The 24,051-nt window shown below is 65.0% G+C and carries 21 protein-coding genes and 1 riboswitch; of the genes, 13 read left to right on the top strand and 8 right to left on the bottom strand.

What is annotated here, in order from left to right:
* The first annotated feature begins 10 nt into the window (after nucleotides 1-10).
* From MRY80_RS13340 to MRY80_RS13325, 4 genes are all read left to right on the top strand, one after another.
* Nucleotides 11-865 (top strand): sulfurtransferase, encoded by an 855-nt coding sequence (locus tag MRY80_RS13340; RefSeq protein WP_293291515.1) that lies wholly within the window; start codon nucleotides 11-13, stop codon nucleotides 863-865.
* 87 nt (nucleotides 866-952) lie between these two features.
* Nucleotides 953-2,128, top strand: a complete 1,176-nt coding sequence (locus MRY80_RS13335) for an FAD-dependent oxidoreductase (RefSeq protein ID WP_293291514.1) — start codon at nucleotides 953-955, stop codon at nucleotides 2,126-2,128.
* A gap of 55 nt (nucleotides 2,129-2,183) precedes the next feature.
* Nucleotides 2,184-2,663, top strand: a complete 480-nt coding sequence (gene cynS, locus MRY80_RS13330) for a cyanase (protein WP_293291513.1) — start codon at nucleotides 2,184-2,186, stop codon at nucleotides 2,661-2,663.
* A gap of 132 nt (nucleotides 2,664-2,795) precedes the next feature.
* Nucleotides 2,796-3,542 carry a glycosyltransferase gene (locus MRY80_RS13325; protein ID WP_293291512.1) on the top strand — a complete coding sequence of 249 codons (747 nt, stop codon included), beginning with the start codon at nucleotides 2,796-2,798 and terminating at the stop codon, nucleotides 3,540-3,542.
* On the opposite strand, the gene MRY80_RS13320 is transcribed toward MRY80_RS13325, so the two are convergent.
* Complete coding sequence (locus MRY80_RS13320; protein WP_293291511.1) at nucleotides 3,533-4,450, bottom strand: CocE/NonD family hydrolase; 918 nt, start codon at nucleotides 4,448-4,450, stop codon at nucleotides 3,533-3,535. The genes MRY80_RS13325 and MRY80_RS13320 overlap by 10 nt on opposite strands.
* A 143-nt stretch (nucleotides 4,451-4,593) precedes the next feature.
* On the opposite strand from MRY80_RS13320, the gene MRY80_RS13315 reads away from it, so the two are divergent.
* The 9 genes from MRY80_RS13315 (at nucleotide 4,594) to MRY80_RS13275 (ending at nucleotide 14,091) form a co-directional block, all read left to right on the top strand.
* Entirely contained in the window at nucleotides 4,594-5,304 is a 711-nt protein-coding gene (locus tag MRY80_RS13315; RefSeq protein WP_293291510.1) for a GntR family transcriptional regulator, read from the top strand.
* A 68-nt stretch (nucleotides 5,305-5,372) separates the two neighbouring features.
* Nucleotides 5,373-6,650 (top strand): ABC transporter substrate-binding protein, encoded by a 1,278-nt coding sequence (locus MRY80_RS13310; protein WP_293291509.1) that lies wholly within the window; start codon nucleotides 5,373-5,375, stop codon nucleotides 6,648-6,650.
* Between the two features lie 75 nt (nucleotides 6,651-6,725).
* Entirely contained in the window at nucleotides 6,726-7,745 is a 1,020-nt protein-coding gene (locus MRY80_RS13305) for a sugar ABC transporter permease (RefSeq protein ID WP_293291508.1), read from the top strand.
* A 39-nt stretch (nucleotides 7,746-7,784) separates the two neighbouring features.
* Nucleotides 7,785-8,819 carry a carbohydrate ABC transporter permease gene (locus MRY80_RS13300; protein WP_293291589.1) on the top strand — a complete coding sequence of 345 codons (1,035 nt, stop codon included), beginning with the start codon at nucleotides 7,785-7,787 and terminating at the stop codon, nucleotides 8,817-8,819.
* Nucleotides 8,816-9,832 (top strand): NAD(P)-dependent oxidoreductase, encoded by a 1,017-nt coding sequence (locus MRY80_RS13295; protein ID WP_293291507.1) that lies wholly within the window; start codon nucleotides 8,816-8,818, stop codon nucleotides 9,830-9,832. The genes MRY80_RS13300 and MRY80_RS13295 overlap by 4 nt, the downstream gene beginning before the upstream one ends.
* Nucleotides 9,833-9,851: 19 nt before the next feature.
* Nucleotides 9,852-10,940 carry a sn-glycerol-3-phosphate ABC transporter ATP-binding protein UgpC gene (gene ugpC, locus MRY80_RS13290; protein ID WP_293291506.1) on the top strand — a complete coding sequence of 363 codons (1,089 nt, stop codon included), beginning with the start codon at nucleotides 9,852-9,854 and terminating at the stop codon, nucleotides 10,938-10,940.
* Entirely contained in the window at nucleotides 10,937-11,974 is a 1,038-nt protein-coding gene (locus tag MRY80_RS13285) for a Gfo/Idh/MocA family oxidoreductase (RefSeq protein ID WP_293291505.1), read from the top strand. The genes ugpC and MRY80_RS13285 overlap by 4 nt, the downstream gene beginning before the upstream one ends.
* A gap of 15 nt (nucleotides 11,975-11,989) precedes the next feature.
* Nucleotides 11,990-13,018, top strand: coding sequence for a Gfo/Idh/MocA family oxidoreductase (locus MRY80_RS13280; RefSeq protein WP_293291504.1), 1,029 nt, complete (start codon nucleotides 11,990-11,992; stop codon nucleotides 13,016-13,018).
* Complete coding sequence (locus MRY80_RS13275; protein ID WP_293291503.1) at nucleotides 13,018-14,091, top strand: Gfo/Idh/MocA family oxidoreductase; 1,074 nt, start codon at nucleotides 13,018-13,020, stop codon at nucleotides 14,089-14,091. Before MRY80_RS13280 ends, MRY80_RS13275 begins: the two co-directional genes overlap by 1 nt.
* 45 nt (nucleotides 14,092-14,136) lie before the next feature.
* On the opposite strand, the gene MRY80_RS13270 is transcribed toward MRY80_RS13275, so the two are convergent.
* The 7 genes from MRY80_RS13270 to MRY80_RS13240 form a co-directional block, all read right to left on the bottom strand.
* Nucleotides 14,137-15,621 carry a class I adenylate-forming enzyme family protein gene (locus MRY80_RS13270; protein WP_293291502.1) on the bottom strand — a complete coding sequence of 495 codons (1,485 nt, stop codon included), beginning with the start codon at nucleotides 15,619-15,621 and terminating at the stop codon, nucleotides 14,137-14,139.
* Nucleotides 15,622-15,766: 145 nt separating this feature from the next.
* The gene (locus MRY80_RS13265) at nucleotides 15,767-16,768 is read right to left on the bottom strand and encodes a magnesium transporter (RefSeq protein WP_293291501.1); all 1,002 of its coding nucleotides are present in this window, start codon (nucleotides 16,766-16,768) and stop codon (nucleotides 15,767-15,769) included.
* 247 nt (nucleotides 16,769-17,015) lie between these two features.
* Complete coding sequence (gene gcvP / locus MRY80_RS13260; RefSeq protein WP_293291500.1) at nucleotides 17,016-19,805, bottom strand: aminomethyl-transferring glycine dehydrogenase; 2,790 nt, start codon at nucleotides 19,803-19,805, stop codon at nucleotides 17,016-17,018.
* 8 nt (nucleotides 19,806-19,813) lie between these two features.
* Nucleotides 19,814-20,182 carry a glycine cleavage system protein GcvH gene (gene gcvH, locus MRY80_RS13255; protein WP_293291499.1) on the bottom strand — a complete coding sequence of 123 codons (369 nt, stop codon included), beginning with the start codon at nucleotides 20,180-20,182 and terminating at the stop codon, nucleotides 19,814-19,816.
* A gap of 5 nt (nucleotides 20,183-20,187) precedes the next feature.
* Nucleotides 20,188-21,291 carry a glycine cleavage system aminomethyltransferase GcvT gene (gene gcvT / locus MRY80_RS13250; protein WP_293291498.1) on the bottom strand — a complete coding sequence of 368 codons (1,104 nt, stop codon included), beginning with the start codon at nucleotides 21,289-21,291 and terminating at the stop codon, nucleotides 20,188-20,190.
* Nucleotides 21,292-21,446: 155 nt separating this feature from the next.
* Nucleotides 21,447-21,530, bottom strand: a riboswitch (glycine riboswitch).
* A gap of 335 nt (nucleotides 21,531-21,865) precedes the next feature.
* A complete protein-coding gene (locus MRY80_RS13245) occupies nucleotides 21,866-22,846 on the bottom strand; it encodes a site-specific integrase (protein WP_293291497.1) in 981 nt (326 codons plus the stop codon).
* 203 nt (nucleotides 22,847-23,049) lie between these two features.
* A partial coding sequence (locus tag MRY80_RS13240) for a porin (RefSeq protein ID WP_293291496.1) occupies nucleotides 23,050-24,051 on the bottom strand: 1,002 nt, incomplete at its 5' end.

Raw genomic sequence — 24,051 nt, 5'->3', positions numbered from 1 at the left:
GAGCATGCCCATGACTGAGTCCACCTTGATCACGCCGAAGGGGCTGGAAAGCCTCGTCGACAGCGAGCCTTGCGTTCTCATCGACACGCGCGACGGCGACAGCTACGCCGCCGGACATCTGCCCGGCGCGGTGAACATGCATGACATCTTCACCTACCTGGCCACCTCGTCCTCCGAGGGCATGCAGGAACTGTCGGAGAAATTCGCCGCCGAGTTCGGCGCGGCCGGCCTCTCGGGCGAAGAAACCGCCGTCATCTACGAGCAGTCGATGAACACCGGTTTCGGCCAGTCCTGCCGCGGCTTCTTCCTCCTGAAGTTCCTCGGCTATCCGAAGGTCAAGGTGCTGCATGGCGGCTACGAGGCCTGGGTCGCGGAAGGCATGCCGGTGTCGACCGAGCCGGTCACGCCGACGCCGAAGACCTTCCCGGTCACCGACACGGGCCACAGCCTCATGCTCGACGTCGCCGACATGCAGGCGGCCATCGGCGACGACGCGATCGTCAAGCTCGACGTGCGCGACGTCGACGAGTGGATCGCCGAATCCTCGTCGCCCTACGGCAAGGATTTCTGCCCGCGCAAGGGCCGCCTGCCGGGCGCCAAATGGATCGAGTGGTACCGCCTGATGAAGCCGTCGGCGGAAGGCCCGATGTTCAAGTCCAGGGACGAGATCCTCGCCGAATGCGCGACCGCCGGCATCTCCGCGAAGACGCCCGTCTACATCTACTGCTTCAAGGGCGCGCGCGCCTCCAACACCTTCCTGGCGCTGAAGGAGGCGGGCATCGAGGATGTCCGCATCTATTTCGGATCCTGGAACGAATGGTCGCGCGATCCGTCGCTGCCGATCGAGGAAGGCCTGCCGTTCTGACGGCAGCCTGCGGGGAGGAGACCGGTCGAGATCAACGAAGCAGGGGCGGCCGCGCGCCGCCCCGGCATGACCGAGTGCGGACGTATCATGAACGAACTGACGATCATCGTGGGCGCCGGCCAGGCCGGCATCAAGGCAGCCGAGACGCTGCGCCAGAAGGGCCATGACGGCGACATCCTTCTGATCGGCGAGGAGGCCTGGCCGCCCTATCAGCGCCCGCCGCTCTCCAAGGCCTATCTGAAGGGCGAACTCGCCGAGGAGCGCCTGTTCCTCAAGGCCGACGACTATTTCGAAACTGCGGACATCACGCTGATGACGGGCGCGCGCGTCGCCGCCGTCGATCCCGCCGCCCATGCGATCACCCTGTCCGACGGACAGTCGATGTCCTATTCCAGACTGCTGCTGACCACGGGCACCCGCGCGCGCATCCTGCCGCTGCCGGGCGCGGACCTTTCGGGCGTCCACACGCTGCGCGGCATCGACGACACGAAACGCATCGGCGTCGAACTGGCGCGTGCGGCAAGCGTCGCCATCATCGGCGGCGGCTATATCGGCATGGAATTCGCCGCCGTCGCGCGGTCCATGGGCAAGCAGGTTGCCGTCATCGAGGCGCAGGACCGCATCCTGAAACGCTCGGTGGCACCCGAAATCTCCGATTATTTCCAGACGCTGCATGCGCGCCACGGCGTCCGCCTCGTGCTGGGCGAGGGCGTCGCCGGCATCGCGGGCACCGCACGCGCCGAAGGCGTCGAACTGGCCTCCGGCGAGATCGTGCCGGCGGATCTGGTGCTGGTGGCGGTCGGCGCGGCGCCGGTCACCGAACTGGCGGATGCCGCCGGCCTTGCCGTCGATCGCGGGATCGTCGTCGACGAGGCCTGCCGCACCAGCGCCCCCGACATCTTCGCCGCGGGCGACTGCACGGTGTTTCCGTCGCAGCGCTACGGCCGGCGCATCGGCCTGGAAAGCGTCCAGAACGCGGCCGACCAGGCCAAAGCCGCCGCGCTCTCCATGCTCGGCGAAGAGGTCGTCTACGATCCGGTGCCGTGGTTCTGGTCGGACCAGTATGACGTCAAGCTGCAGATCGCCGGCCTGGCGCAGGGCTATGACCGCACCGAACTGGTCGGCGACCCGGGCGAGGGGCGTTTCGCCCTCCGCTATTTCGCCGGCGACACGCTGCTCGCCGTCGACGCGGTCAACGATCCCCGCTCGCACATGATGGCGCGCAAGCAGCTCGCCGCGCAGGCGCAGGCCATGGCCGCGTGAGCGCGATGCGGTCTCCAATTCTCAATCACGATTCAACCAAGACAGGAGAGTGAACATGTCTGACAGTGCACCGGCGGCCCTGATGTCGAAGGTCGAGATGACCGAGTTGATCATGGCGTCGAAATTCATTCAGCAGAAGACGTGGAAGGACATCTCCGCGGCTGCCGGCATGTCCGAGGTCTTCGTCGTCTCCGCCTGTCTCGGCCAGAACTCCCTGCCGGCCGAAGCCGCTGCCAAGGTCGCGGGCTTCCTCGATCTCGGCAACCGCGCGAAGGATGTCGAAATCGCCCTGCAGCTGCCGCCGAAAAAGGGCCAGGAAGCCGAAACCGTCTCCAAGGATCCGCTGATCTACCGCTTCTTCGAGATCATCTATGTCTATGGCGACACGATTAAGGAACTGATCCACGAGGAGTTCGGCGACGGCATCATGAGCGCCATCGACTTCGACCTGAAGGTCGATCGCGAGGAGAATCCGAAGGGCGATCGCGTCAAGGTGTCGATGACGGGCAAGTTCCTCAAATACAATCAGTGGTGATCGCATCCGCGTCGCCGGCGGTCTGCGCCGGCGACGCATTCCGCGCGGCCGGGATTTGCAGGACCGCCCGATTGGGTTATGGCACGGCCACCGCCATGCGCGCGGCAAGATGAACGGCGCCGTCGATCCTGCATGAAGATCTCCTTTGTCATCCCCGCCTATAACGAACAGGACTATGTCGGCCCCTGTCTCGAAAGCGTGATGCGCGAACTGGCGACCGTCGATTGCGAGGCGGAGGTCATCGTCGTCAACAATGCCAGCACCGACGACACCCGCGCCCGCGCGCTTGCCGTCGAAGGCGTCCGGGTGGTCGACGAGCCGAAGAAGGGCCTCGTCCGGGCCCGCCAGGCCGGCTATCTCGCGGCATCCGGCGAGCTGATCGCCAATATCGATTCAGACACGCGCCTGCCGGAAGGGTGGCTCAAGACGGTCCTCGAGGAGTTCCGCCGCGATCCGGCCCTGGCGGCGTTGAGCGGTCCGCTCATCTATTTCGACATGTCGTTCGTCGGCCGGGCGATGGTGCGCCTGTTCTATTCCGTCGGCTATCTGGTGTCGTCGATCAGCAACCGGATGACGGGGGCCGGCGCGATGATCCAGGGCGGCAATTTCGTCCTGCGCAAATCCGTGCTCGACGAGATCGGCGGCTACGACACGACGATCGAGTTCTACGGCGAGGACACCGACGTCGCCCAGCGGGTCAGCCGGGTCGGGCGGATCAAGTGGACCTTCCGCCTGCCGATCTACTCGTCGGCCCGCCGCATGAAGGGCGAGGGCCTGGCGACCGTCGGCCTGCGCTATGCGCTGAACTACGTGTGGGTCGCTTTCCGCGGACGTCCGCTGACCCAGGATTACAAGGACATCCGCCCCGATCAGGGCTGAACGAGCGCCTTTTCCAGAAAATCGAGCACGGCGGCGCGCATTTGCGGCGTCTCCACATGGCCGGTCTCAGCCGACACCAGCGTCGTCAGCCTTTGCGCCGCGCCTGCCTCCGCATAGGCCGCAGACAATGTGGCGAGTGCCGGCTGCAAGGCCCGCGGCGGGGTCAGCGGGTCGGTCCCGCCCGCGCCGACCATTTGCGGCCGCGGCGCGACAAGCGCCGCCACGTCGCCCATGTCGCCATGCCGCAAGAGGCCGGGCACCGTCATGTAGATGCCGTGCAGGTCGTGGCCGCCGGCCTCGATCAGGCCGGTGATCCCGGCGAATGCGCAGAGATGCGCCGTCGCGACGACCCGGGCGTCGAGCGCCGCCAGCCAATAGCCATGCGTCGCGCCCATCGAGATGCCGAACGTGGCAATCCGGGTGTCGTCCACGTCGGCGCGTCCGGTGAGCACGTCGAGAGCGGCGGAGAGGTCAGCCAGCATGTCGCCGAACAGCGTGCGGCCCTGCCAGAACGCGGCCTTGGCGAGCGCGGCTTCGGACCCCTCCGCCTGCCGGTCGCCAAAACCGGGCATGTCCGCACACAGGGTCACAAACCCGCGCGCGGCGAGCAGCGGTCCGTAGGCTGCCGGCTGAAGGGCAGGGCGCCCCTCGGCGAGTTCGCGCCGGCCGATGTCGTAGCGATTGCCATGCGCGTGACAGTAGAGCACCGCCGGATGAGGCCCCGGGTCGAGCGGCCGGAACAGCGTCGCGGGAATGCGACCGCCTGCCGTTTCGATGCGAATCTCCTCGACCGCGTGATCGGCAAAGGTGGCGCACTGTGTGACGTCGCAGCCACGCGCAGGCTGCGGTCCGTCCGGATGGCCGAGAAGCGTCCACAGCCTTGTGACATCAAGGCCCGCATGGTTCATTCGTTCTTGCAATCGGCGGATTCCCCGTTAAGCTGGTATACTAGTACTTCGGTACTCTGGGAGGAGCAATTGCCGAAAACCGACGCCAGCAATGGATGTCTTGCCGCGCGTCGGTCGGCTGCCAATCCTGCTATGGTGCATCCATGCCTCGGCTGAGCTCCGAATCCGAACGTTTCGATCCCGGCCCGGCGCTCGACGACATCGAGATCGACCGGTCCCGGTCCATCGCGCCGCAGATCTACGACGCCTTGCGCACCCGCATCGTCGACAATCGCCTGCCGCCGGGCGCCGCCCTGAGCGAGAGCGAGATCGCGCGGTTCTGCGACATTTCCAGAACGCCTCTGCGCGCCGCCCTGCAGCAACTCTCCGGCGAGGGGCTGATCATCGTGCGTCCGCAGGTGGGCTCCGTCGTCGCGCCCCATGACGAGGGGCGGCTGCGCGAATCCGTCTTCATCCGCTGCGCGATCGAGGAGGCGGTCGCCCGCCGGCTCGCCGCGGTCGGCATCGACGAGGCCGTGCTCGCCCCGATCCTTGCGGCCCAGCGGCTGGCGGCGGAGCGCGACGATTACATGACGTTCTTTCGCCATGACGAGCAGTTCCACGAGGCGCTGGCCGAAATGGCGGGCGTGCCGAATGCCTGGCATCTGGTCCAGTCGGTCAAGGCGCATGTCGATCGACGCCGGCTGAAGCTGATGTCGTCGATCAAGGGGCGGTCCATGCAGGCCTATCGCGATCATGTCGCGCTTCTGGAATGCATCCGCGCCCATGACGCCGAGGGGGCCGCGGAAGTCATTCGGGCGCATGTCGATTCCGTTTTCGAAACCGGGCATCGCAACGGGGAGAAAACCGGCTAGAGCCGTTCAGCGGCTTGTCTGAAACACGTTAGTGTACTAGTATACCAGTTACCAAGGGAGGAAATGCCATGACTAACGCACTTCACAAGAAACTCGTTCTGGGCGTCGCGGCGCTCGGCCTGATGGCCGGCAACGCGCTCGCCGAGACCGAACTGCGCATGACCTGGTACAATGACGGCATCGAGGGCGAGGTCATGCAGGGCCTGCTCGACAAGTTCGAGGCCGCCAATCCGGACATCAAGGTCACGCTCGACGTCGTGCCCTACAAGGCCATCCTGGAAAGCCTGCCGGTGCAGCTCGCCGCCGGCGAGGGCCCGGACCTTGCCCGCGTCACCGACCTCGGCGGCCTGTCGCAATACTATCTGGACCTGACGCCCTACATCTCGGACGCCGGCTACTGGAAGGACAATTTCGGACCGTTCCTGAAATGGCTCGACCCGAACGGCGAGGCGATCTCCGGCTTCATGACGCAGCTCACCGTCACCGGTCCCTATGTCAACAAGACCCTGTTCGAGCAGGCTGAAGTCGACATGCCGGGCGAGGGCGCGACCTGGGACGACTGGGCGGCCGCCTCCAAAGCCGTCGCCGACAAGCTCGACATCCCGATCCCGATGGCCTGGGACCGTTCCGGCCACCGCGTCGCCGGTCCGGCGATCTCCATGGGCGCCAAAATGTTCGACGCCGACGGCAAGCCCGCCCTCGTCGACGATGGCCTGAAGGAGATGACGCAGCGCCTCTATGACTGGCACCAGGACGGCACCATGGCCAAGGAACTCTGGGGGTCGGTCTCCGGCAACCAGTATCTCGGCGCCAACGAGGACTTCGCCAACGCCCAGGTCGTCCTCTACATGTCCGGCTCCTGGCAGATCCCGCAATTCGCCGACAAGATCGGCGACGCCTTCGACTGGTGGGCGGTTCCCGCACCTTGCGGCCCGGCTGCCTGCACGGGCATGCCCGGCGGTGCGGCGCTCGTCGCGCTGAAGACGACCGAGCACCCGGAAGAAGTCGGCAAGCTGATGGACTTCCTGTCGGCTGAGGAAAACCTGGCCGAGTTCTACGGCAAGACGCTCTTCATCCCGGGTCACCTCGGGCTGGCCGCCGGCGGCGTGGACTTCGCCACCGACGATCCGCGCGCCAAGCATGCGCTGGAGACCTTCGCCGGCGCCGTGCCGGGCATCTCGCCGATCGCCTTCGATCTGCAGGGCTACGTCTTCAACCGCGTGATGTTCAACGCGCTGATCTCGCGTCTCGGCGAAGCCATCGTCGGCGAGATCACCCTCGACGAGGCCTATGACCGCATGGAAGCCGACGTCGCCAAGGAAATCGCGGAGAAAGAGCGCCAGTAAGCGGCGCGGATCATCCCGAACTCTGCCCCGGGCGCCGATGGCGCCCGGGACACCCTTTCCCGGAGGACTTGGCCGATGGCGGTCAGCGACAACACCTCGCTCAGTTTCGGCGAGCGGCTGAACGCCGTATTCGCATGGCCGGTGCAGCTCCTGTTCCGTCTGTTCGAGATCCCGCTGTCATGGGTGCAGCGCACGATCGGCATCCCGCGCATGCCGTGGATCTTCCTGCTTCCGAACCTCGCCTTCTTCGGCCTGTTCGTCGTCGTCCCGCTCTTCATCAACTTCGCCTATTCGCTCACCGGCGGCGCGGAACTGTTCCTGCAGAACCGGGTCTATGTCGGCGCCGAGCAATATGGCTACCTGATGGATTGCGGCAGCTATCTCGACGCCAACACCTGCCGCGAGGACCGCTTCTGGAAGGCCGTCTACAACACGATCGTCTTCGTGTTCTTCCAGGTCAGCTTCATGGTGCTGTTCTCGCTGATCACCGCGCTGATCCTCAACCAGAACATCCGCGCGCGCGGCTTCTTCCGTTCGGTCTATTTCTTCCCGGTGCTTCTCTCGCCGGTGGTCGTCGCGTTGATCTGGAAATGGATCCTGCTGCGCGACGGCGTCCTGAACGCGTTCCTCGCCAATTTCGGCATCGACAAGATGCTGTTCTTCGTCGATCCCGCCTGGTCGATGTTCTGGGCGATCTTCGTCTCGGTCTGGGCGCATATGGGCTTCTACACGCTGATCTTGCTGGCCGGCCTGCAGGCGATCCCGCCGGACCTCTACGAGGCGGCCGAGATGGACGGCACCAAGCGCGAGCGCGTCTTCTTCCGCATCACGCTGCCCTTGTTGTGGCCGAACCTTCTGGTCGTGCTCGTCCTGGCGCTCATCAAGTCGGTGCAGATCTTCGACGAGGTCTTCGTGCTGACCGGCGGCGGCCCCGGCACGGCGACGCAGTTCATCGTCCAGTACATCTACAACACCGGCTTCACCAACCAGGTGCAGAATTTCGGCCTCGCGGCCGCCGCCTCGGTGGTGCTCGGCGTCGTGCTGTTCGTGTTGACCCTCATGCAACTCGCCGCCACGCGGCGCAAGGACGGCTAGGCCATGGCTGACGTTACCCAACCCCGTAGTCTCGGCGCGATGCTGACCGCCCGTCGCGGCGGCCGTTCCTGGCACTGGACGGACGTGTTCACCTGGACCTATCTCGTCTTCGGCGTGTTCCTGATGTTCTTCCCAGTCGTCTGGCTGGTGCTGTCGTCCTTCAAGACGCCGGCCGGCCTGCTGGAATTCCCGCCGACGCTTCTGCCGCTCGGCCAGATCGAGCAGACGGTGGAGGGCTATGACGATCCGCTCCTGATGTTCAAGGTGACGATGGAGGACGGCTCCGTGCGCGAACTGGCGCAGGTGCGCCGCATCGGCATCATCGCCCAGATGGTCGATCCGGCAGTGCCCGGCGAAACGATCAAGGTGCCGATCGCCAGCCGCGAGCCGATCCGCGAGTTCCGCGTCGCCTGGGAGAACTACACGCGCCCGCTGGAGCGCTTCAACTTCCTGACCTATCTGAAGAATTCCGTGGTTGTGACGACAGTGGCCACCCTGGTCACGCTGCTGATCAACTCCATGGCCGCCTTCGGCCTGTCGATCTACGAGTTCCGTGGCCGGAACGCGGTCATGCTGTTCGTCATCGGCACGCTGATGATCCCGATCACGATCATCCTGGTGCCGGCTTATCTGGTCGTGACCGAGCTCGGCATGGTCAACACGCTGTGGGCCGTCATCCTGCCCGGCGCGGCGACGCCGACCGGCGTCTTCCTGCTGCGCCAATACATGCTCACCATCCCGCGCGACCTGATCGAGGCGGCGCGCATGGACAGGGCGTCGGAATGGTCGATCTACTGGCGCATCGTTCTGCCATTGTCGCTGCCCGCCATTGCCGTGCTGGCGATCTTCTCGGTCATGTGGCGCTGGAACGACTTCCTCTGGCCCCTGATCGTGCTCAACCGCTCCGAGGTCTACACGCTGCAGATCGGCCTCAACGCCTTCCAGGGCGAGCTCGACGTGCAATGGCACTACGTCCTCGCCATGACGGTGATCGCGCTCATTCCGGTAACGCTGGTCTTCGCCTTCCTGCAGCGCTTCATCACCACCGGCATCGCATCGAGCGGCATGAAATGATCCACGAAAAGCCCCTGATCCTGTTCGATCCCTTTCCGCGCAACGAGGCGATGGTGTTCACGCCGGACGTCGCCGACGAGCTCGGCCGCATTTCCACGCTGGTCACCCATTTCGGCTCGCGCGCCCCGGACGATCTCGTCGAGAGCGTGCTCGCCGATGTCGAGATCGTCGTCGGCCAGACCGCGATGGGAAAGGACCGCCTCGATCGCGCGCCGAAACTGAAGGCGATCCTCAACGTCAAGGCGAACTGGGAACCCAATGTCGACTACGCCGAATGCCAGCGCCGCGGAATCCATGTCCTGTCGGCGGCGCCCGCCATGGCGCCTGCTGTCGCCGAATATTGCCTCGGCCAGGCGATCGCGCTGGCGCGCGGCCTGCCGGCCGGCGACAGGCTGTTCAGGGCGGGCGAGGAGAAATACGGCATCGCCGGCAACGGCCGTGCCTACAGCCTCTACGACGCGCCGGTCGGCCTGATCGGCTTCGGCAATCTCGGCCGGGCGCTGACGCCTCTGCTCAAGCCCTTCGGCTGCCGCGTCACCGTGCACGATCCGTGGCTGTCGGACCGCTATCTGGAAACCCAGGGCGTCGTGCCCGCCTCGCTTGACGAGGTGCTGGGCCAAAGCCGCTTCCTCTTCGTGCTGGCCGGCGTGACCAGCGAGAACGAGGGCTTTCTCGACCGCGCGAAGCTTGAGACGATCCCGGACGACGCATGCGTCATCCTCGGCTCGCGCGCCGAGGTCGTGGCGTTCGACGCCTTTCTCGAACTCGCCGGACAGGGCAGGTTCCGCGCCGCCGTCGACGTGTTCCCGGAGGAGCCGGTTGCGCCCGACGCCGCCTTCCGCGACACCCCGAACGTGCTCTTCACGGCCCATCTCGCCGGCGGCCTGGAAGCGTCCTATGCGCGCATCCGGGACGTCATGATGGACGACATCCGCCAGATCCTCGCCGGCATGCCGCCCCTGCGCATGCAACGCGCCGAGCCGCGCCAGGCCGCCATGGCCCGGAGCCGATAGTGAAAAGGAAACCCAACCCGTGACGGAAATTCGGCTGAACAACGTCGTCAAGGCCTATGGCGACGTGGAGGTGATCCACGGCATCGACCTGCATGTCGCGAGCGGCGAATTCGTCGTCTTCGTCGGCCCGTCCGGCTGCGGCAAGTCCACGCTCCTGCGCATCATCGCAGGCCTCGAGAAGGTGACCGGCGGCGACGTGGTGATCGACGGAAACGTCGTCAACACGATCCCGGCGTCCGAGCGCGGGCTGGCTATGGTGTTCCAGTCCTACGCGCTCTATCCGCACATGTCGGTCTACAAGAACATGGCCTTCGGGCTCGAGAATTCGCGCATGCCGCGCGCCGAGATCGAGAACCGCGTCAACGAGGCGGCGGCGATGCTGCAGATCACGCCCTACCTGAAGCGCCGGCCGAAGGCGCTGTCCGGCGGCCAGCGCCAGCGCGTCGCCATCGGCCGCGCCATCGTGCGCGATCCCAAGGCCTTCCTGTTCGACGAGCCGCTCTCCAACCTCGACGCCGAACTGCGCGTCGCCATGCGCAAGGAGCTCGCGGCCCTGCACACCAAGCTCGGCGGCACGATGATCTACGTGACGCATGACCAGATCGAGGCGATGACGCTCGCCAACAAGATCGTCGTCCTCAATGCCGGCCGGGTGGAGCAGATCGGCGCGCCGCTCGACCTCTACAACAAGCCGCAGAACACCTTCGTGGCCGGCTTCATCGGCTCGCCGCGCATGAACCTGCTGGACGCCGAGATCGTCGCGAAGGATGGCGGACTGGCGCTGTCCGCGGGCGGTCAGGGCATCGCCATTCCCGCGGCCGACGGCATGAAGCCGGGCGACAAGGTCACCTTCGGCGCGCGGCCGGAACACATCGTCATCGTCGGCGAAGGCGAGGGCGACATCGTCGCTTCGGTGGACCTGACAGAGCAGCTTGGCGGCGAGACCTATGTCTACTGCACCGTCGAGGGCCTGCCGCAGCTCACCGTGCATCAGGCCGGCCAGTTGCCGGTGCATCGCGGCGAGACCATTCACCTGCGTTTCGACCGGTCGTCGATGCATCTCTTCGATGCCTCGGGCAAGGTGATCGTCAACGGATTTGCATCATGAGCGACGCGAAGTTCGGGCTTGCCGTCATCGGCACGGGGATGGCGGCGACACCGCATGCCCGCGCCCTGCAGGACCTGGCCGACAGCATCGAGGTGCGCGGCGTCTATTCGCGCACGGCGGAAAAGCGTGAGGCATTCGCCCGTGAATTCGGCTTCCCGGCGGCCGGTTCGATCGAGGCGCTGGCCGCCGATCCGCGGGTCGATGCGGTCCTTCTGATCACACCCCCGAACCAGCGCACCGGGATCGTCCGCCGCTTCGCCGAAGCCGGCAAGCACGTGCTGATGGAAAAGCCGGTCGAGCGCACGACGGCGGCGGCCGAGGAGATCGTGCGGATCTGCGACGAGAACGGCGTGAAGCTCGGCATCGTATTCCAGCACCGCTACCGCGAAGCGTCGCAGAAGCTCAGGAGCCTGCTCGCGGAGGGCGCGCTCGGCGAGATCGGCCTTGCGCGAGCGAACGTGCCCTGGTGGCGCGAGCAGTCCTATTACGACGAGCCGGGCAGGGGCACCTATGAGCGCGACGGCGGCGGCGTGCTGATCAGCCAGGCGATCCATACGCTCGACCTGATGCTGAGCCTCACCGGTCCGGTGGCCGAGGTTCAGGCGGTCGCGGCGACGACCCGTTTCCACACGATGGAATCGGAGGATTTCGTCGCCGGCGGCATGCGGTTCGCAAGCGGCATTCCCGGCGCCGTCATGGCGACGACCGCCTCCTTCCCCGGAGACGCGGAATCGATCACGCTGGATTGCGACAAGGCGAGCGCGCATCTGCAATCCGGCACGCTGACGGTGTCGTGGCGCGACGGGCGGGTGGAGACCTTCGGCGAAACCGGGGGAACCGGCGGCGGCGCCGACCCGATGGCCTTTCCGCATGGCTGGCATCGCGATCTCATCGCGAGTTTCGCCGACGCCGTGCGCCAGGGAGGCGAGCCCGAGCCCTCCGGCCGCGACGCGCTCGACGTGCACCGCCTGATCGACGCGCTGGTCGCGTCGTCGCGCGATGGCCGTGCGGTACAGATTTCGACTTCAACCTGACAACGATGGTGTCTCATGAGTGACCTCAAACTCGCCGTGATCGGCGTCGATCACCGGCATATCTACGGCCAGCTGGCCGGCATGCTCGAACAGGGCTGCACCTGCAAGGGCTGGTGGACCGAAGGCGATCCGCAGCCCGTCGAGGGCTTCCTGAAGCGGTTCCCCGATATCCCCCGCGTCGCTGACCGTAGAGAACTGCTCGATGATCCCGAGATTGACCTCGTCCTGATGGCCGACATCCCCGCGCGGCGCGCCGACCGCGCCATCGAGGCGATGCAGGCCGGCAAGGACGTCATGAGCGACAAGCCGGGCTGCACGACGCTCGAACAGCTCGACGCGATCAAAGCCTGCGTCGCCGAGACGGGCCGCATCTGGTCGATTGATTTTTCCGAGCGATTCGAGGTGCCGGCCGTCGGCAAGGCGGCCGAACTGGTGCAAGCCGGCGCCATCGGAAAGGTCGTCCAGACCGTCGGCCTCGGCCCCCATCGCCTCAACCGCCACACCCGCGAGGACTGGTTTTTCGAACAGGATCAGTATGGCGGCGTCCTCTGCGACATCGCTTCCCACCAGATCGACCAGTTCCTGTTCTTCACCGGCTCCACCGACGCCGAGATCGTCGCCTCCAGCGTCGGCAACTTCGCCAATCCGGGCGATCCGGGGCTTGAGGATTTCGGCGAGATCCTGCTGCGCAGCGACAAGGGCCAGGGCTATATCCGCGTCGACTGGTACACGCCCGACGCCTTGCCGACCTGGGGCGACGGGCGTCTGACCATTCTCGGCACCGAAGGCACGATCGAACTGCGCAAATATGTCGACATCGTCGGCCGGCCGGGCACGGATCACGTCTTCCTCGTCAATGGCGAGCGCTACGAACACTTCGACGCCGCCTCGACGCCGCTCACCTATTTCGGCGCGCTTGCCAACGACGTGCGCGACCGCACCGAGACGGCGATGAGCCAGGCGCATTGCTTCAAGGTGATGGAACTGGCGCTGAAGGCGCAGGCGGCCGCGGCGAAGCTCGGAAACCTGAAGGCGGACGCGTGATGTACGGCGTCGCCATCCTCGGCGCGGGCATCGGCGCGCAGCATCTCGACGGCTATCTCGCCCTGCCGGACCGCTACCGCGTCGTCGCGATCTGCGATCTCGACGCCGACAAGGCCGGCGCGCTCGCCGCGAAGGCCGCCGGCTGCGCTGTCGTTTCCGACGTGGATTCGGTTGTCGCCGATCCGCAGATCGACATCATCGACATCTGCCTGCCACCTCATCTCCACGGCCCTGTCGCCCTGAAGGCGTTTGCGGCGGGCAAGCATGTGATCTGCGAGAAACCGATCGCCGGCAGCGTCACCGAGGCCGACGGCATGCTGGCGGCCGCGCGGGCCGCTGACCGCCTGTTCGCGCCGATCTTCCAGTATCGCTACGGCCGCGGCCTCTACCAATTGGCCGCGCTGCAGGAGCGAGGCCTTGTCGGCAAGCCGCTGGTCGCGACGCTGGAGACGCATTGGAACCGCGGTGCGGACTATTACGCCGTGCCGTGGCGCGGCAAATGGGCGAGCGAGCGCGGCGGCGCGGTTCTCGGCCATGCCATCCACATCCATGATCTCGTCACCGCCTTCTTCGGTCCGGTGACGGAGGTCTCGGCCATCCTCGACACGCGGGTCAACCCGATCGAGACCGAGGATTGCGCGGCGATTTCCATGCGCACTGCGTCCGGCGGGTTGGTCACCTCGTCGGTGACGCTCGGCGGCGCCGACGACCGCTCGCGGCTGCGCCTCGTCTTCGACCGTCTCAGCGCGGAAAGCGGTTCCAACCCCTATGCGCCGGGCGCGGACACCTGGACATTCTCCGCGCGCGACCGCAGCCAGCAGGCTGCGATCGACGCGGCGCTAGAGGAGATCGACGCCGAAATCGCGCAACGCCCCTCCGGCTATGTCGGCCAGTTCGAGGCGATTGCCGATCATCTCGACGGCAAGCCCGCTTCTCTGGTGACGGGCGAGGACGGCGTGCGTTCCATCGAGCTTGTCGCGGCGATCTACCACGCAGCGCGTGCGGCGGCGCATGTCACGCTGCCGCTCGACCGGTCCCTGCCGGTTTGCTCCGACTGGGCGCCCGGGAGTTAGCGCAGGGCCAAGTCAGCCGGCAACGCGCCGGGATGCGGCGTCCCGTCAGGTCCTGTTGGCGAGTTCGACCGGGGTGAGCTCCGACGCCATCTCGGTCACCGCCTTGCGCATCACCTTGCCGTTTTCGTTGCGCGGAACCGAAGGGCCGGAATAGAGCCGGAACTTGACCGGCCGGCCCAGTGCCTCGTTGACGGCGTCGATGATCGGCGTTCGAACGGTCTCCATGTCGGCGCCCGGTTCCAAAACGGCCAGCACCGCGAGAAACGAGTTCTGCGCCTCGTTGAAGTCGGCGAAGGCGGCGCCGTCGGCCACGCCCGCGACCCCTTCCAGGGCCTGGTCGACCTGCTGGGCGTTCACCTTGATCCCGCCGATGTTCATGACGTCGTCGATGCGCCCTTCGATCACGAGTTCGCCCGCCTCGGTGAGGCTGCCAAGGTCGCCCGGGTAGAACCAGCCGTCGCGCAGGCTGTTGGCGTCCCCGCCGATCAGGTAGCCCGAAATCAGCCGGTTGGAGCGCACGCGCACTTCGCCGGTCTCGCCGGGCGGCAGCACGGTGTCGCCATCGACGATCTGGACCTCGCTGCCCGGCACCGGCGCGCCGGTGCTGTCGGGCAGCGGATCGCCGGGCGCGATGTCCTTGGTGCAGGTCGTGCCCGCTTCGGTCGAGCCGTAGCGAAGCCTGATCGCCTTCGATTTTGCCTGCAGGGTCTTGAACAGAGCCGGACTTGGCCGACCGCCGCCGACGATCACCATGCTCAGAGGCCGCGTCAGATTGTGCTTGTCGCGCTGCTGGAAGAGGCCGGTGAGTTGCTGGGGCGAGCCGAGAACGGTGTCCAGGTCCGGAGCGTTCACATTGGCCTTGGCGAGAAACGTCCCGTTGCACAACAGGATCGCCATGACTTCCGGCCAGAACGATCCCAGCACGGGAAACCCGATGAAATGGCGTTTCCCCGGATAGATGTCCGACGTCCGGCTGATCGACATGTAGCGCCCGTGGACGAGCCGGTGGGAGTAGGGGATGAGCTTCGGCGTCCCCGTCGTGCCCGACGACGCGACGATGCAGCAGCAATCGTCGGGACTGGCATAGCCTTCGAAATCCTCGAATCGCTTGTTCACCGACTGGTCGGCCTTGAACCAGCCCGGCTCCATCACGAGAGCCTTGTTGTGTTCGGCCGCGAAGGCCGGCCAATCCGACTTGCCGCGCAATCCGGCCTCGCACAGCGTAAGGTTCACGCCAAGGCTCTCACGATGCTTGCGCAGGCTGGCGCTCGCCGGAATCCAGGTCGCGCCGAGCATCCCGACCGCGAACGTGGCGGCCAGTTCGAGAAACGCGAAATTCCGCTCGATGGCGACGCGCGAGCCGCGCTTGATGCCGTGCTTTTGCAGTTCCACGGCAATCTTCAGCGCCATCGAGGCGATCATGCCGCGGGTAAACTGCCGCTTGCCGGCCCGGACGGCGATGTCGTTCGGCCGTCGTCGTGCGCTTTCCATGAACAAGACGGCGAGATTGAAATTCTGGTCTGTTTCCATGGTCCGCCCGGCTGGTTTGTTCGTCGCGATGCTGCGTTCTTCTACGCATGCCGCTGCGCTTTTGCCAACTGTGACGAAGAGGAATTGAGTATCGGGGCACGCGCCTGGCCCCGAACCTGCGCGATCGTGGCGTCTGTCAGCCGGTCTACAGCAACACGGTCACGAAGAAGAAGTAGATCAGCAGGCTGGAGACGTCCTGGATGATCGTGCAGATGGGGCCGCTGCCGAGCGCGGGATCGGAGCCGAACCGCGTGAACGCCCAAGGCAGTCCGAATCCGACCACCGCCGAGACGATGCCGCCGCCGAGCACGGCCAGTCCGACCGCCGCGGCCAGCCGGTGATCGCCGAAGCTTGCCATGACGAGAACCGCCGAGATCAGCCCGAGCACCGTGCCGATGCCGGTTCCGACCAGCAATTCGCCGCGCAACAGGCTGAAGATGTGGATGTCCTCGTCGAGCAGGCCGCGCACCGCGACCGAGACCGCCTGCGTGCCGATGGCGCCGGCGATGTAGACGATGGCCGGCACGAAGAAGGCGACCGAGACATTCGTCGACAGGGAATGCTCGAAGCCGGCCATCACGACGGTGATGATCGACGAGGCGAACAGGCCGAACAGCAGCCAGGGCAGGCGGCGGCGGATGCGGTTGGCAAGTGGCGCGTTCAGGGCGACGTCACCGCCGCGCTCATGCGGATTGATGCCGGCAAGGCGCTGCAGGTCTTCCATGTGCTCGGCGCGCAGGATCTTCAGCAGCGCTTCCGGCGGCACCGCCCCGAGCAGCCGTCCGTCGTCGCCGACCACCGGAACCGCGATCATGTTGAGTTCCATGGCGAGGACGGCGATCGCCTCCTGGTCGTCGTCGGGACGCACCGCCTCGTGCTCCTCCTCCATGATCTCGCCGATCCGGCAATCCGCCTCCGAGAACAGGTCGTTGACCCGCACGATGCCCTCCAGCCGTCCCTCGTCGTCGGTGACGAACACGGTGTCGGCACAGTCGAACTTGCGCCCGCGCAGCGAGCCGATCACTTCTTCGACAGTCATGTTCATCGTCGCCACCGGAACCCCGCCCACCATATGCGTGGCCGCGGTCTCCCGCTGTCCCGTCATCGCATCCGCGGTGACTGGCGTGGTGTCCGTGTCGCTTTGCATCTGTCCCTGTGCCCCTCGCGGCTCCGTCGAAGCAGCGGACTCCTGCCGATCAGCTTCGCATCGTCATATTTTCACAGGGTATCCGAACGGTGAAGCGCAATTCGCGGTGGTCTGAAAGCAAAGACCCGCTGGCGCTCGGCCAAATTCAGCGAAAGGGACTCAGGAACAAGAGGTTGAGCGCGCCGGCTGAATCAATGTGTCAGCCGACGCCCCCGACATTTGCGCGCGTTTGAGGCGCGCGCGGCGGTCAACCGTTCGCGGCGTAGCTTTCGACCGGCGGGCAGGTGCACACCAGGTTCCGGTCGCCATAGACATTATCGACGCGCGACACCGGCGGCCAGTATTTCGAGACGGCGTCTCCCCCGTCCGGAGTCGCTGCGAGCTTGCGCGGATAGGGATGCGACCAGTCATCCGCCATCACGTCGTCGGCCGTATGCGGCGCGTTGACGAGCGGGTTGTCGCTGCGCGGCCAGTCGTCCTTGGCGATCCGGTCGGCTTCACCCGCAATCGAGATCATCGCGTCGCAGAAGCGGTCGAGCTCGCGCTTCGGCTCCGATTCGGTCGGTTCGACCATCAGGGTGCCGGCCACCGGCCACGACATGGTCGGCGCATGGAAGCCGTAATCGATCAGCCGCTTGGCGATGTCTTCGACCGTCACGCTCGCGGAATGCTTGAAGACGCGCGTGTCGAGGATGCATTCATGCGCGACACGGCCTCTCTTGCCCTTGTAGAGCACCGGAAAATGCGGCTCGAGCCGGGTGGCGATGTAATTCGCCGACAGGATCGCCATCTCCGACGCCCGCTTCAGCCCCGAAGCGCCCATCATCCGAATATACATCCAGGTGATCGGCAGGATCGAGGCGCTGCCATGGTCGGCCGCCGCGACCGCGCTTTCCGTGCCTTCGGAAATATGCCCCGGCAGGAACGGCGCCAGATGCGCCTTCACGCCGATCGGGCCGATGCCCGGGCCCCCGCCACCATGCGGAATGCAGAATGTCTTGTGCAGGTTCATGTGGCAGACGTCAGCGCCAAAGTCGCCAAGCCGTGCAAGCCCGACCAGCGCATTCAAATTGGCGCCGTCGAGATAGACCTGTCCGCCATGCTCATGGACGATGTCGCAGATCTCGCCGATGCCTTCCTCGAACACGCCATGCGTCGAGGGATAGGTGATCATCAGGCCGGCCAGCCGGTCGCCATGGGCCTGTGCCTTGTCGCGCAGGTCCGCGATGTCGACGTCACCGGTGTCGGTGCATTTGACCACCACCACGTCCAGCCCCGCGACATGCGCCGAGGCCGGGTTTGTGCCGTGAGCGGAGGAGGGGATCAGGCAGACCGTGCGAGCCATGTCGCCACGCGATTCGTGATAGCGGCGGATCGCAAGCAAGCCCGCATATTCGCCCTGGCTGCCGGCATTTGGCTGCAGCGACACGGCGTCGAGACCGGTGATCTCGCCGAGCCAGCGCTCCAGATCGACGAACATGTCGCGATATCCCTCGGCATGCGAGCGCGGCGCGAAGGGATGGATGTCAGCCACAGTCTCCCAACTCACCGGCGCCATCTCGGCGGCTGCGTTGAGCTTCATCGTGCATGAACCGAGCGGAATCATCGCCCGGTCGAGCGCCAGATCCTTGTCGGCCAGTTTTCGCAGGAACCGCATCATCTCGGTTTCCGAGCGGTTCTCGTGGAAGACCGGCTGGGTCAGGAACTGCGCGCCGTCACGCAGGGACGGCAGCACAGGATCGGCGGTCTCGGGCGCTTCGGCACCAAACAGCGCCGCGATCTCCACGAGGTCACTCTCGGTGGCGGTTTCGTCGAAAGCGACCGAGACGGTGCCGCCGTCGATCACTCTCAGCAATCGGCCGTTCTGCTCTGAGGCAAGCGCGATCTGAAGCGCCTTGCCGGGCACGCTTACGGAAACGGTATCGAAGAAACGCGGTCCGACGACCGTATGGCCTTTTGCGGCCATGGCGGCTGCGAAGCGCGCGGCGAAGCCATGCGCATGGTTCGCGATGGCGCGCAATCCGTCCGGCCCGTGCCAGATGGCGAAGGCCGCGGCCATGTTGGCGAGGAGCGCCTGTGCAGTGCAGATGTTGGAGGTCGCCTTGTCGCGGCGGATATGCTGTTCGCGTGTCTGCAGCGCCAGGCGATAGGCCGGACGCCCCTTGGCATCGACCGATTCGCCGACGAGGCGGCCGGGCAGCAGGCGCGTCAGCGGCTCGGACACCGCCATGTAGCCGGCATGCGGACCGCCATATCCGAGCGGGACGCCGAAACGCTGCATCGAGCCGACCGCGATGTCGGCACCCCAGGAGGCCGGGGTCTCGACGAGTGTCAGCGCCAACGGGTCGGCGACGGCGACGACAAGCGCTCCAGCCTCCTTCGCCTGCGAGATCGCGTCGCCATGCTCGCCGAAGACACCGGCCGTGTCCGGCCAGGAGACGATCAGCGCCGCGGTGTCGGCGCCGATTTCGTCCGCTATCGACAGCCCGACCGCATGGCAGCGCGTCTTGACCACGTCCAGCGTCTGAGGATGCGGCGTGTTGGCGAACACGATCTCGCGGCGCTTGTCGCGGTGCTGCCGCTGCGCCACGCCGATGGCCTCGACCACCGCGGTCGCTTCGTCGAGCAGCGAGGCCGATGCGACCGGAAGACCGGTCAGCTCAGCCACAAGCGTCTGGAAATGAAAGAGAAGTTCCAGCCGGCCTTGGCTGATTTCCGGCTGGTAGGGCGTGTAGGCCGTGTACCAGGCGGGGTTTTCGAAGAGGTTGCGCTGGATGACCGGCGGCACGTGGCAGCCGTGATAGCCTTGGCCGATGAAGCTCTTCATCACGGTGTTGCGGGCCATCATGGCCTGCAACTCCGCGAGCGCTTCGGCTTCGCTGGCCGGTTCGGGCAGGTCGAGCGGCCGGTTCAGCCGGATGGCCGCCGGCACGGTTTCGGCGACGAGCGTCTCCACGGAAGGAATGCCGATCGTGGTCAGCATGGCGCGAATGTCGGCCTGGGACAGGCCGATGTGACGGCTTGCAAATCCGGTCATCGCGCGCCTCAATCCAGCGATTTTTTGTAGGTTTCGGCGTCCATCAGCCCTTCGAGCTGGCTTTCGTCGGCGATGCTCATCGACCAGAGCCAGCCGTCGCCCTCGGCGGCAGAGTTCACGAGCCCCGGTTCGGAGGTCAGCGCTTCGTTGACGCTCTTCACCTCACCGTCGACAGGGGCATAGACGTCGGACGCCGCCTTGACCGATTCCACCACCACGAGCGCGTCGCCCTTCGAAACGCTGGCGCCGGGCGAGGGGAGGTCGATGAAGACGAGGTCGCCGAGCTGCTCCTGCGCATGATCGGTGATGCCGACCGTCGCCACGCCGTTCTCGACGCGGATCCACTCATGGTCTTCCGTGTAATAGGTGGTGCTCAAGGGGGTCATCCTTTCTGGCTGCGTTTGGTGATGAAGGGGAGCTTGGTCACATGCATTGCGATCGGGCGGCCGCGCACGTCGGCGGACAGCACGGTGCCGGTTTGCGCGAGGTCCGCGCGCACATAGCCCATGGCGACCGGGTGTTCGACTGAGGGTCCGAAACCGCCGGAGGTGACCCGGCCGGCCGGCTTGCCGTCGGAAACGGTGAGCGGTGCGCCGGCGCGCACCGGTTGGCGACCTTCGGCCTGAAGGCCCACGCGCTTCTCATCGGGTCCTGACGCGAATATTTCCGCGAGCCGTGACGCGCCGACATAGCTTCCGCCCGCGCGCAGGGTCTTCGGGATTGCCCATGTCAGACCGGCGCTGACCGGATCTGTCGTTTCGTCAAGATCGTTGCCATAGAGGCAAAGTCCGGCCTCGAGGCGCAAGCTGTCGCGAGCGGCAAGGCCGATCCAGGACACGCGTTCGTCGGCGGCAAGCGTTTCGGCGAAGGTTTCGGCGCGATCGAGCGGCATGGCGATCTCGAACCCGTCCTCTCCGGTATAGCCGGACCGGGTCATGAACCAGCCCGGGCGAGGTTCGCCACCGCTCATGAAGCGCATGTCCGACACGTCGAAGCCCGTTTCCGCCATCACGGCAGCCGCGTAGGGTCCCTGCAATGCGAGGAACACGCGGTCGAGCGCCTCGATCGAGACGTCATGCTCCGCGGCGACCGTCCTGATCCACGCCTCGTCGGTCTCGGCGCGGCCGGCATTGGCGACGATCATGAAGCGATCATCGGCTAGCCGCGTGACGATCAAATCGTCGATGATTCCCGCATTGTCGTTCAGCAGAAACGTGTATTTGCAGGCGCCCAGAGACTGGCTCGCCACCTCGACAGGGCACAGGCGAGCGACCAGGTCGGCCGCATCCGGGCCCGCGACCTCGATCAGGCGCATGTGGGAGATATCGAAGAGGCCCGCATGCTCACGTGTGTGCAGATGCTCCTTCAACACGCCGAGCGGATAGGAGACAGGCATTGACCAGCCGGCGAAAGGCGCGAATTTCGCGCCGGCACGCTCGTGCAGGGCTTGCAGTGGCAGTTGTTTCAGCGATTCGCTCTCGGTCATCGACACCCTTTCCGTCAGTCAGCACTGTCCGGCCATCGGCGATGACCGGATGTGCCCCTCTGTCGGAAGCCTGAGAGACTCGCATTTCCGCCCAATTGACGAGAATGCTTACACCTTCGGCGCGGGACGCGAATCCCGACTTTCCAGAGTGCCTTGCCCTGCCAGCGGTTCCTTTTGCCTGAGAGATTTCGGGCGATTTCCCCTTCGGCGGCCTTTCGGCTCTCTCCCGCTGGCAGACCGGGCTTGCGCCCGAGAGCTGCAGGCAACGTAGCGTGAGACCGGACCGATGTCACGCTTAATCAACAGCGCCGGAACAACGGTGATTCGAACCGGCCAGGCTGCGAATCATTCGAGCGGTCATCCGCAATGCGTCGTTGGATGGTCGTTTGGCGGGCTTGAGGGGCGTCTCGAAAAGGGCTGTCACCGCGGATCGGCGACGAAATCGACGCGGAATTGAGACGACACCCAGCGTTGCGCGGCGATAGTCTCAACCGTCGCTCTCATGCGACTGTTGGAAACGTCAAAGTATTACGAAATAAAGACTGACACGTCTGAGATCGGGACGCGCGCTCGGTCAAACCGTCTTGCGGGGCAGGATCGCGTCGTCGGACCGTTGGTTGCTCGCAGGCGGCTCGGTCGGTGTCGAAGGCTGCGGGGCGCGGCGATCGAAGGTTCCCTCGCGGTCGGAAGTCCTGGACAAGACAGGCTTTTCCTGCCCGAAATCCTCCAGCGCAGCCACGCACTGATTGAGATCGTTCGTGGCCAGGTGCGCGTAGCGTAAGGTCATCTGGATCGTCTGATGCCCGAGAAACGTCTGGACACGGCGCAGATCAATACCAGCCTGGACCAAGCGGGAGGCACAGGTGTGACGCAGGATATGCGGGACGAGTTGCTTGTCGCTCTCAAGTCCAATCGTTTTCTTGACCGCATTCCAGTCATAGAGAAACTTCGGATACTTGATCATTGCAAAGGGGCCGCCGGTGGAATCCCTGCAAAAGACGGCTTCGCTTGCGCGTGCGGTGAGCGGAATGGTGCGGCTGCGGCCCGACTTGGTGATCCAGAAAGTGGCCCGGTCGGGCGTCACGTCGCTCCATTTCAGCGACAGCGCCTCGCCGACGCGCGCGCCCGTGTCGATCAGGAACACGCACAACCGAAAATGGTCGTCATTGCGCTTTGCCATCTCGGAAAAGAAGGACGCTTCTTCGTCCCTGGTGAAGAACCGGATTCGTCCGTTCTTCTCCTGAAGGCGAACATATGAGGGTAACCGCGTAATCAAACCACTGCGCTCTGCTTTTTTCAGCACTTTGTATAGCGCGGCGAGCTTTCTGTTTATAGTGGAATTTCTGTTTTTCTTGCTGCGGAAGTTGCTGATCAAAGAATCGATCAGGCTGTCGTCAAAAGACGCCAGGCCATGCGCAATCATGTATTCGTGGATTTCCATCACGAAGGACAGGGAACTGGCCCTGTGCTTGCCCGGTTCCCAAAGCGTATCGGCATACCGGTCTGCAAGAAACTTCAGGTCTGGCGTGTTGACGCTATGTAATGGGACTGTCAAATCCTGCCTTCCGATCAAGCGTATAAACGCGGACGGCAGTCCTTCTGCAGGAGCTCCCCATCGAGCCAAGCCGCGTAAACGAAAAATCGGACCAATTCAACAGCCCGGCGAAGTATCGCCGGGCTGTCGTAACGTCATATCTAGTTGATTATGCTTACCTTGCGTAACAAATCACACTAGACAAATCACCCTACGTCAGGAGATTAGAACGACGCGGTGAAACGAGCCAAGAAATCCCAGCCGTTGTAGTCGAGATTGGAGTTCCAATCGTCGTTGAAGTCCGTGTACTGCAGGCTGGTCTTCAGAGCGAGGGTCTCGGTGATGTCGTAGTCGGCAGTCAGACCAGCCTTCCACTTGGTGTCGTCACCGTAGTATTCACGGTACGAGAAGCCCGGCGTCAGGGTCAGCTTATCGCCAACCGGCATGGCGTAGGACACTTCAGCAACCCACTTGGCCGGACCGCTCCAGCCGTTGTTGCCGTAATCGGAGACGTAACCGCTGTACTTGTCCTCAACCCAGATGCCGCGAGCCTGCAGGGTGCCTGCACCAACATCGGCGGACACGCGAGCGTTAACACCAAAGGACTCGTAGTAGACATCGTAGAAGCCGATGATCTGAGCGTCGATCGCGCCGGCAGAGAAGCCGAGCATGGCTTCGATACCGAATTCTGCGCCGTACCAATCCGTCCAGACGCCTTCATCGTTGTACAGTTCGTCGATGGCGACACCGAAGGAAACGGCGCCGGCAGTGCCGGTGTACTGGATGGAGTCGAACTTGGAGTTCAAGCCAGAAGAGTCGGATTCGCCGTTGATGCCGTTATCGAGAAAGCCCTCGAAGTAACCCATCTTCAGGCCGGCGATGGTGAAGTAAACCTGATTGACGTACGCGTCAGCGACGTCGTTGTCTTCGGTGCGATCGCTGTCCATGTGGTATTCGAAGAACGTCTTCACCGGACCGTATTCGCTGTCCGTCCAGGACGAAACCTGAAGCGCACCACGGCTGAAGAACGTCGCGGCATCATCACCATCGTCGTACCAGTCGCTCTTGATTTCGAAGCGAGCGTAACCGCCGATCTTCAGGCAGGTCTCGCTGCCCGGGATGTAGAAGAAGCCGGTGCCGGCTGCATCGCAGACGCGGACGTATTCGACGACTTCCGGTTCCGGAATGATGACGGCGTCGGCAGCGCGAGCACCGGAGACAGCGAC

Source organism: Oricola sp., from assembly GCF_022763245.1.
GTDB lineage: Bacteria > Pseudomonadota > Alphaproteobacteria > Rhizobiales > Rhizobiaceae > Oricola.
The sequence above is the reverse complement of the archived record's forward strand: the minus strand, read 5'-3'. Positions and strand labels throughout refer to the sequence as shown.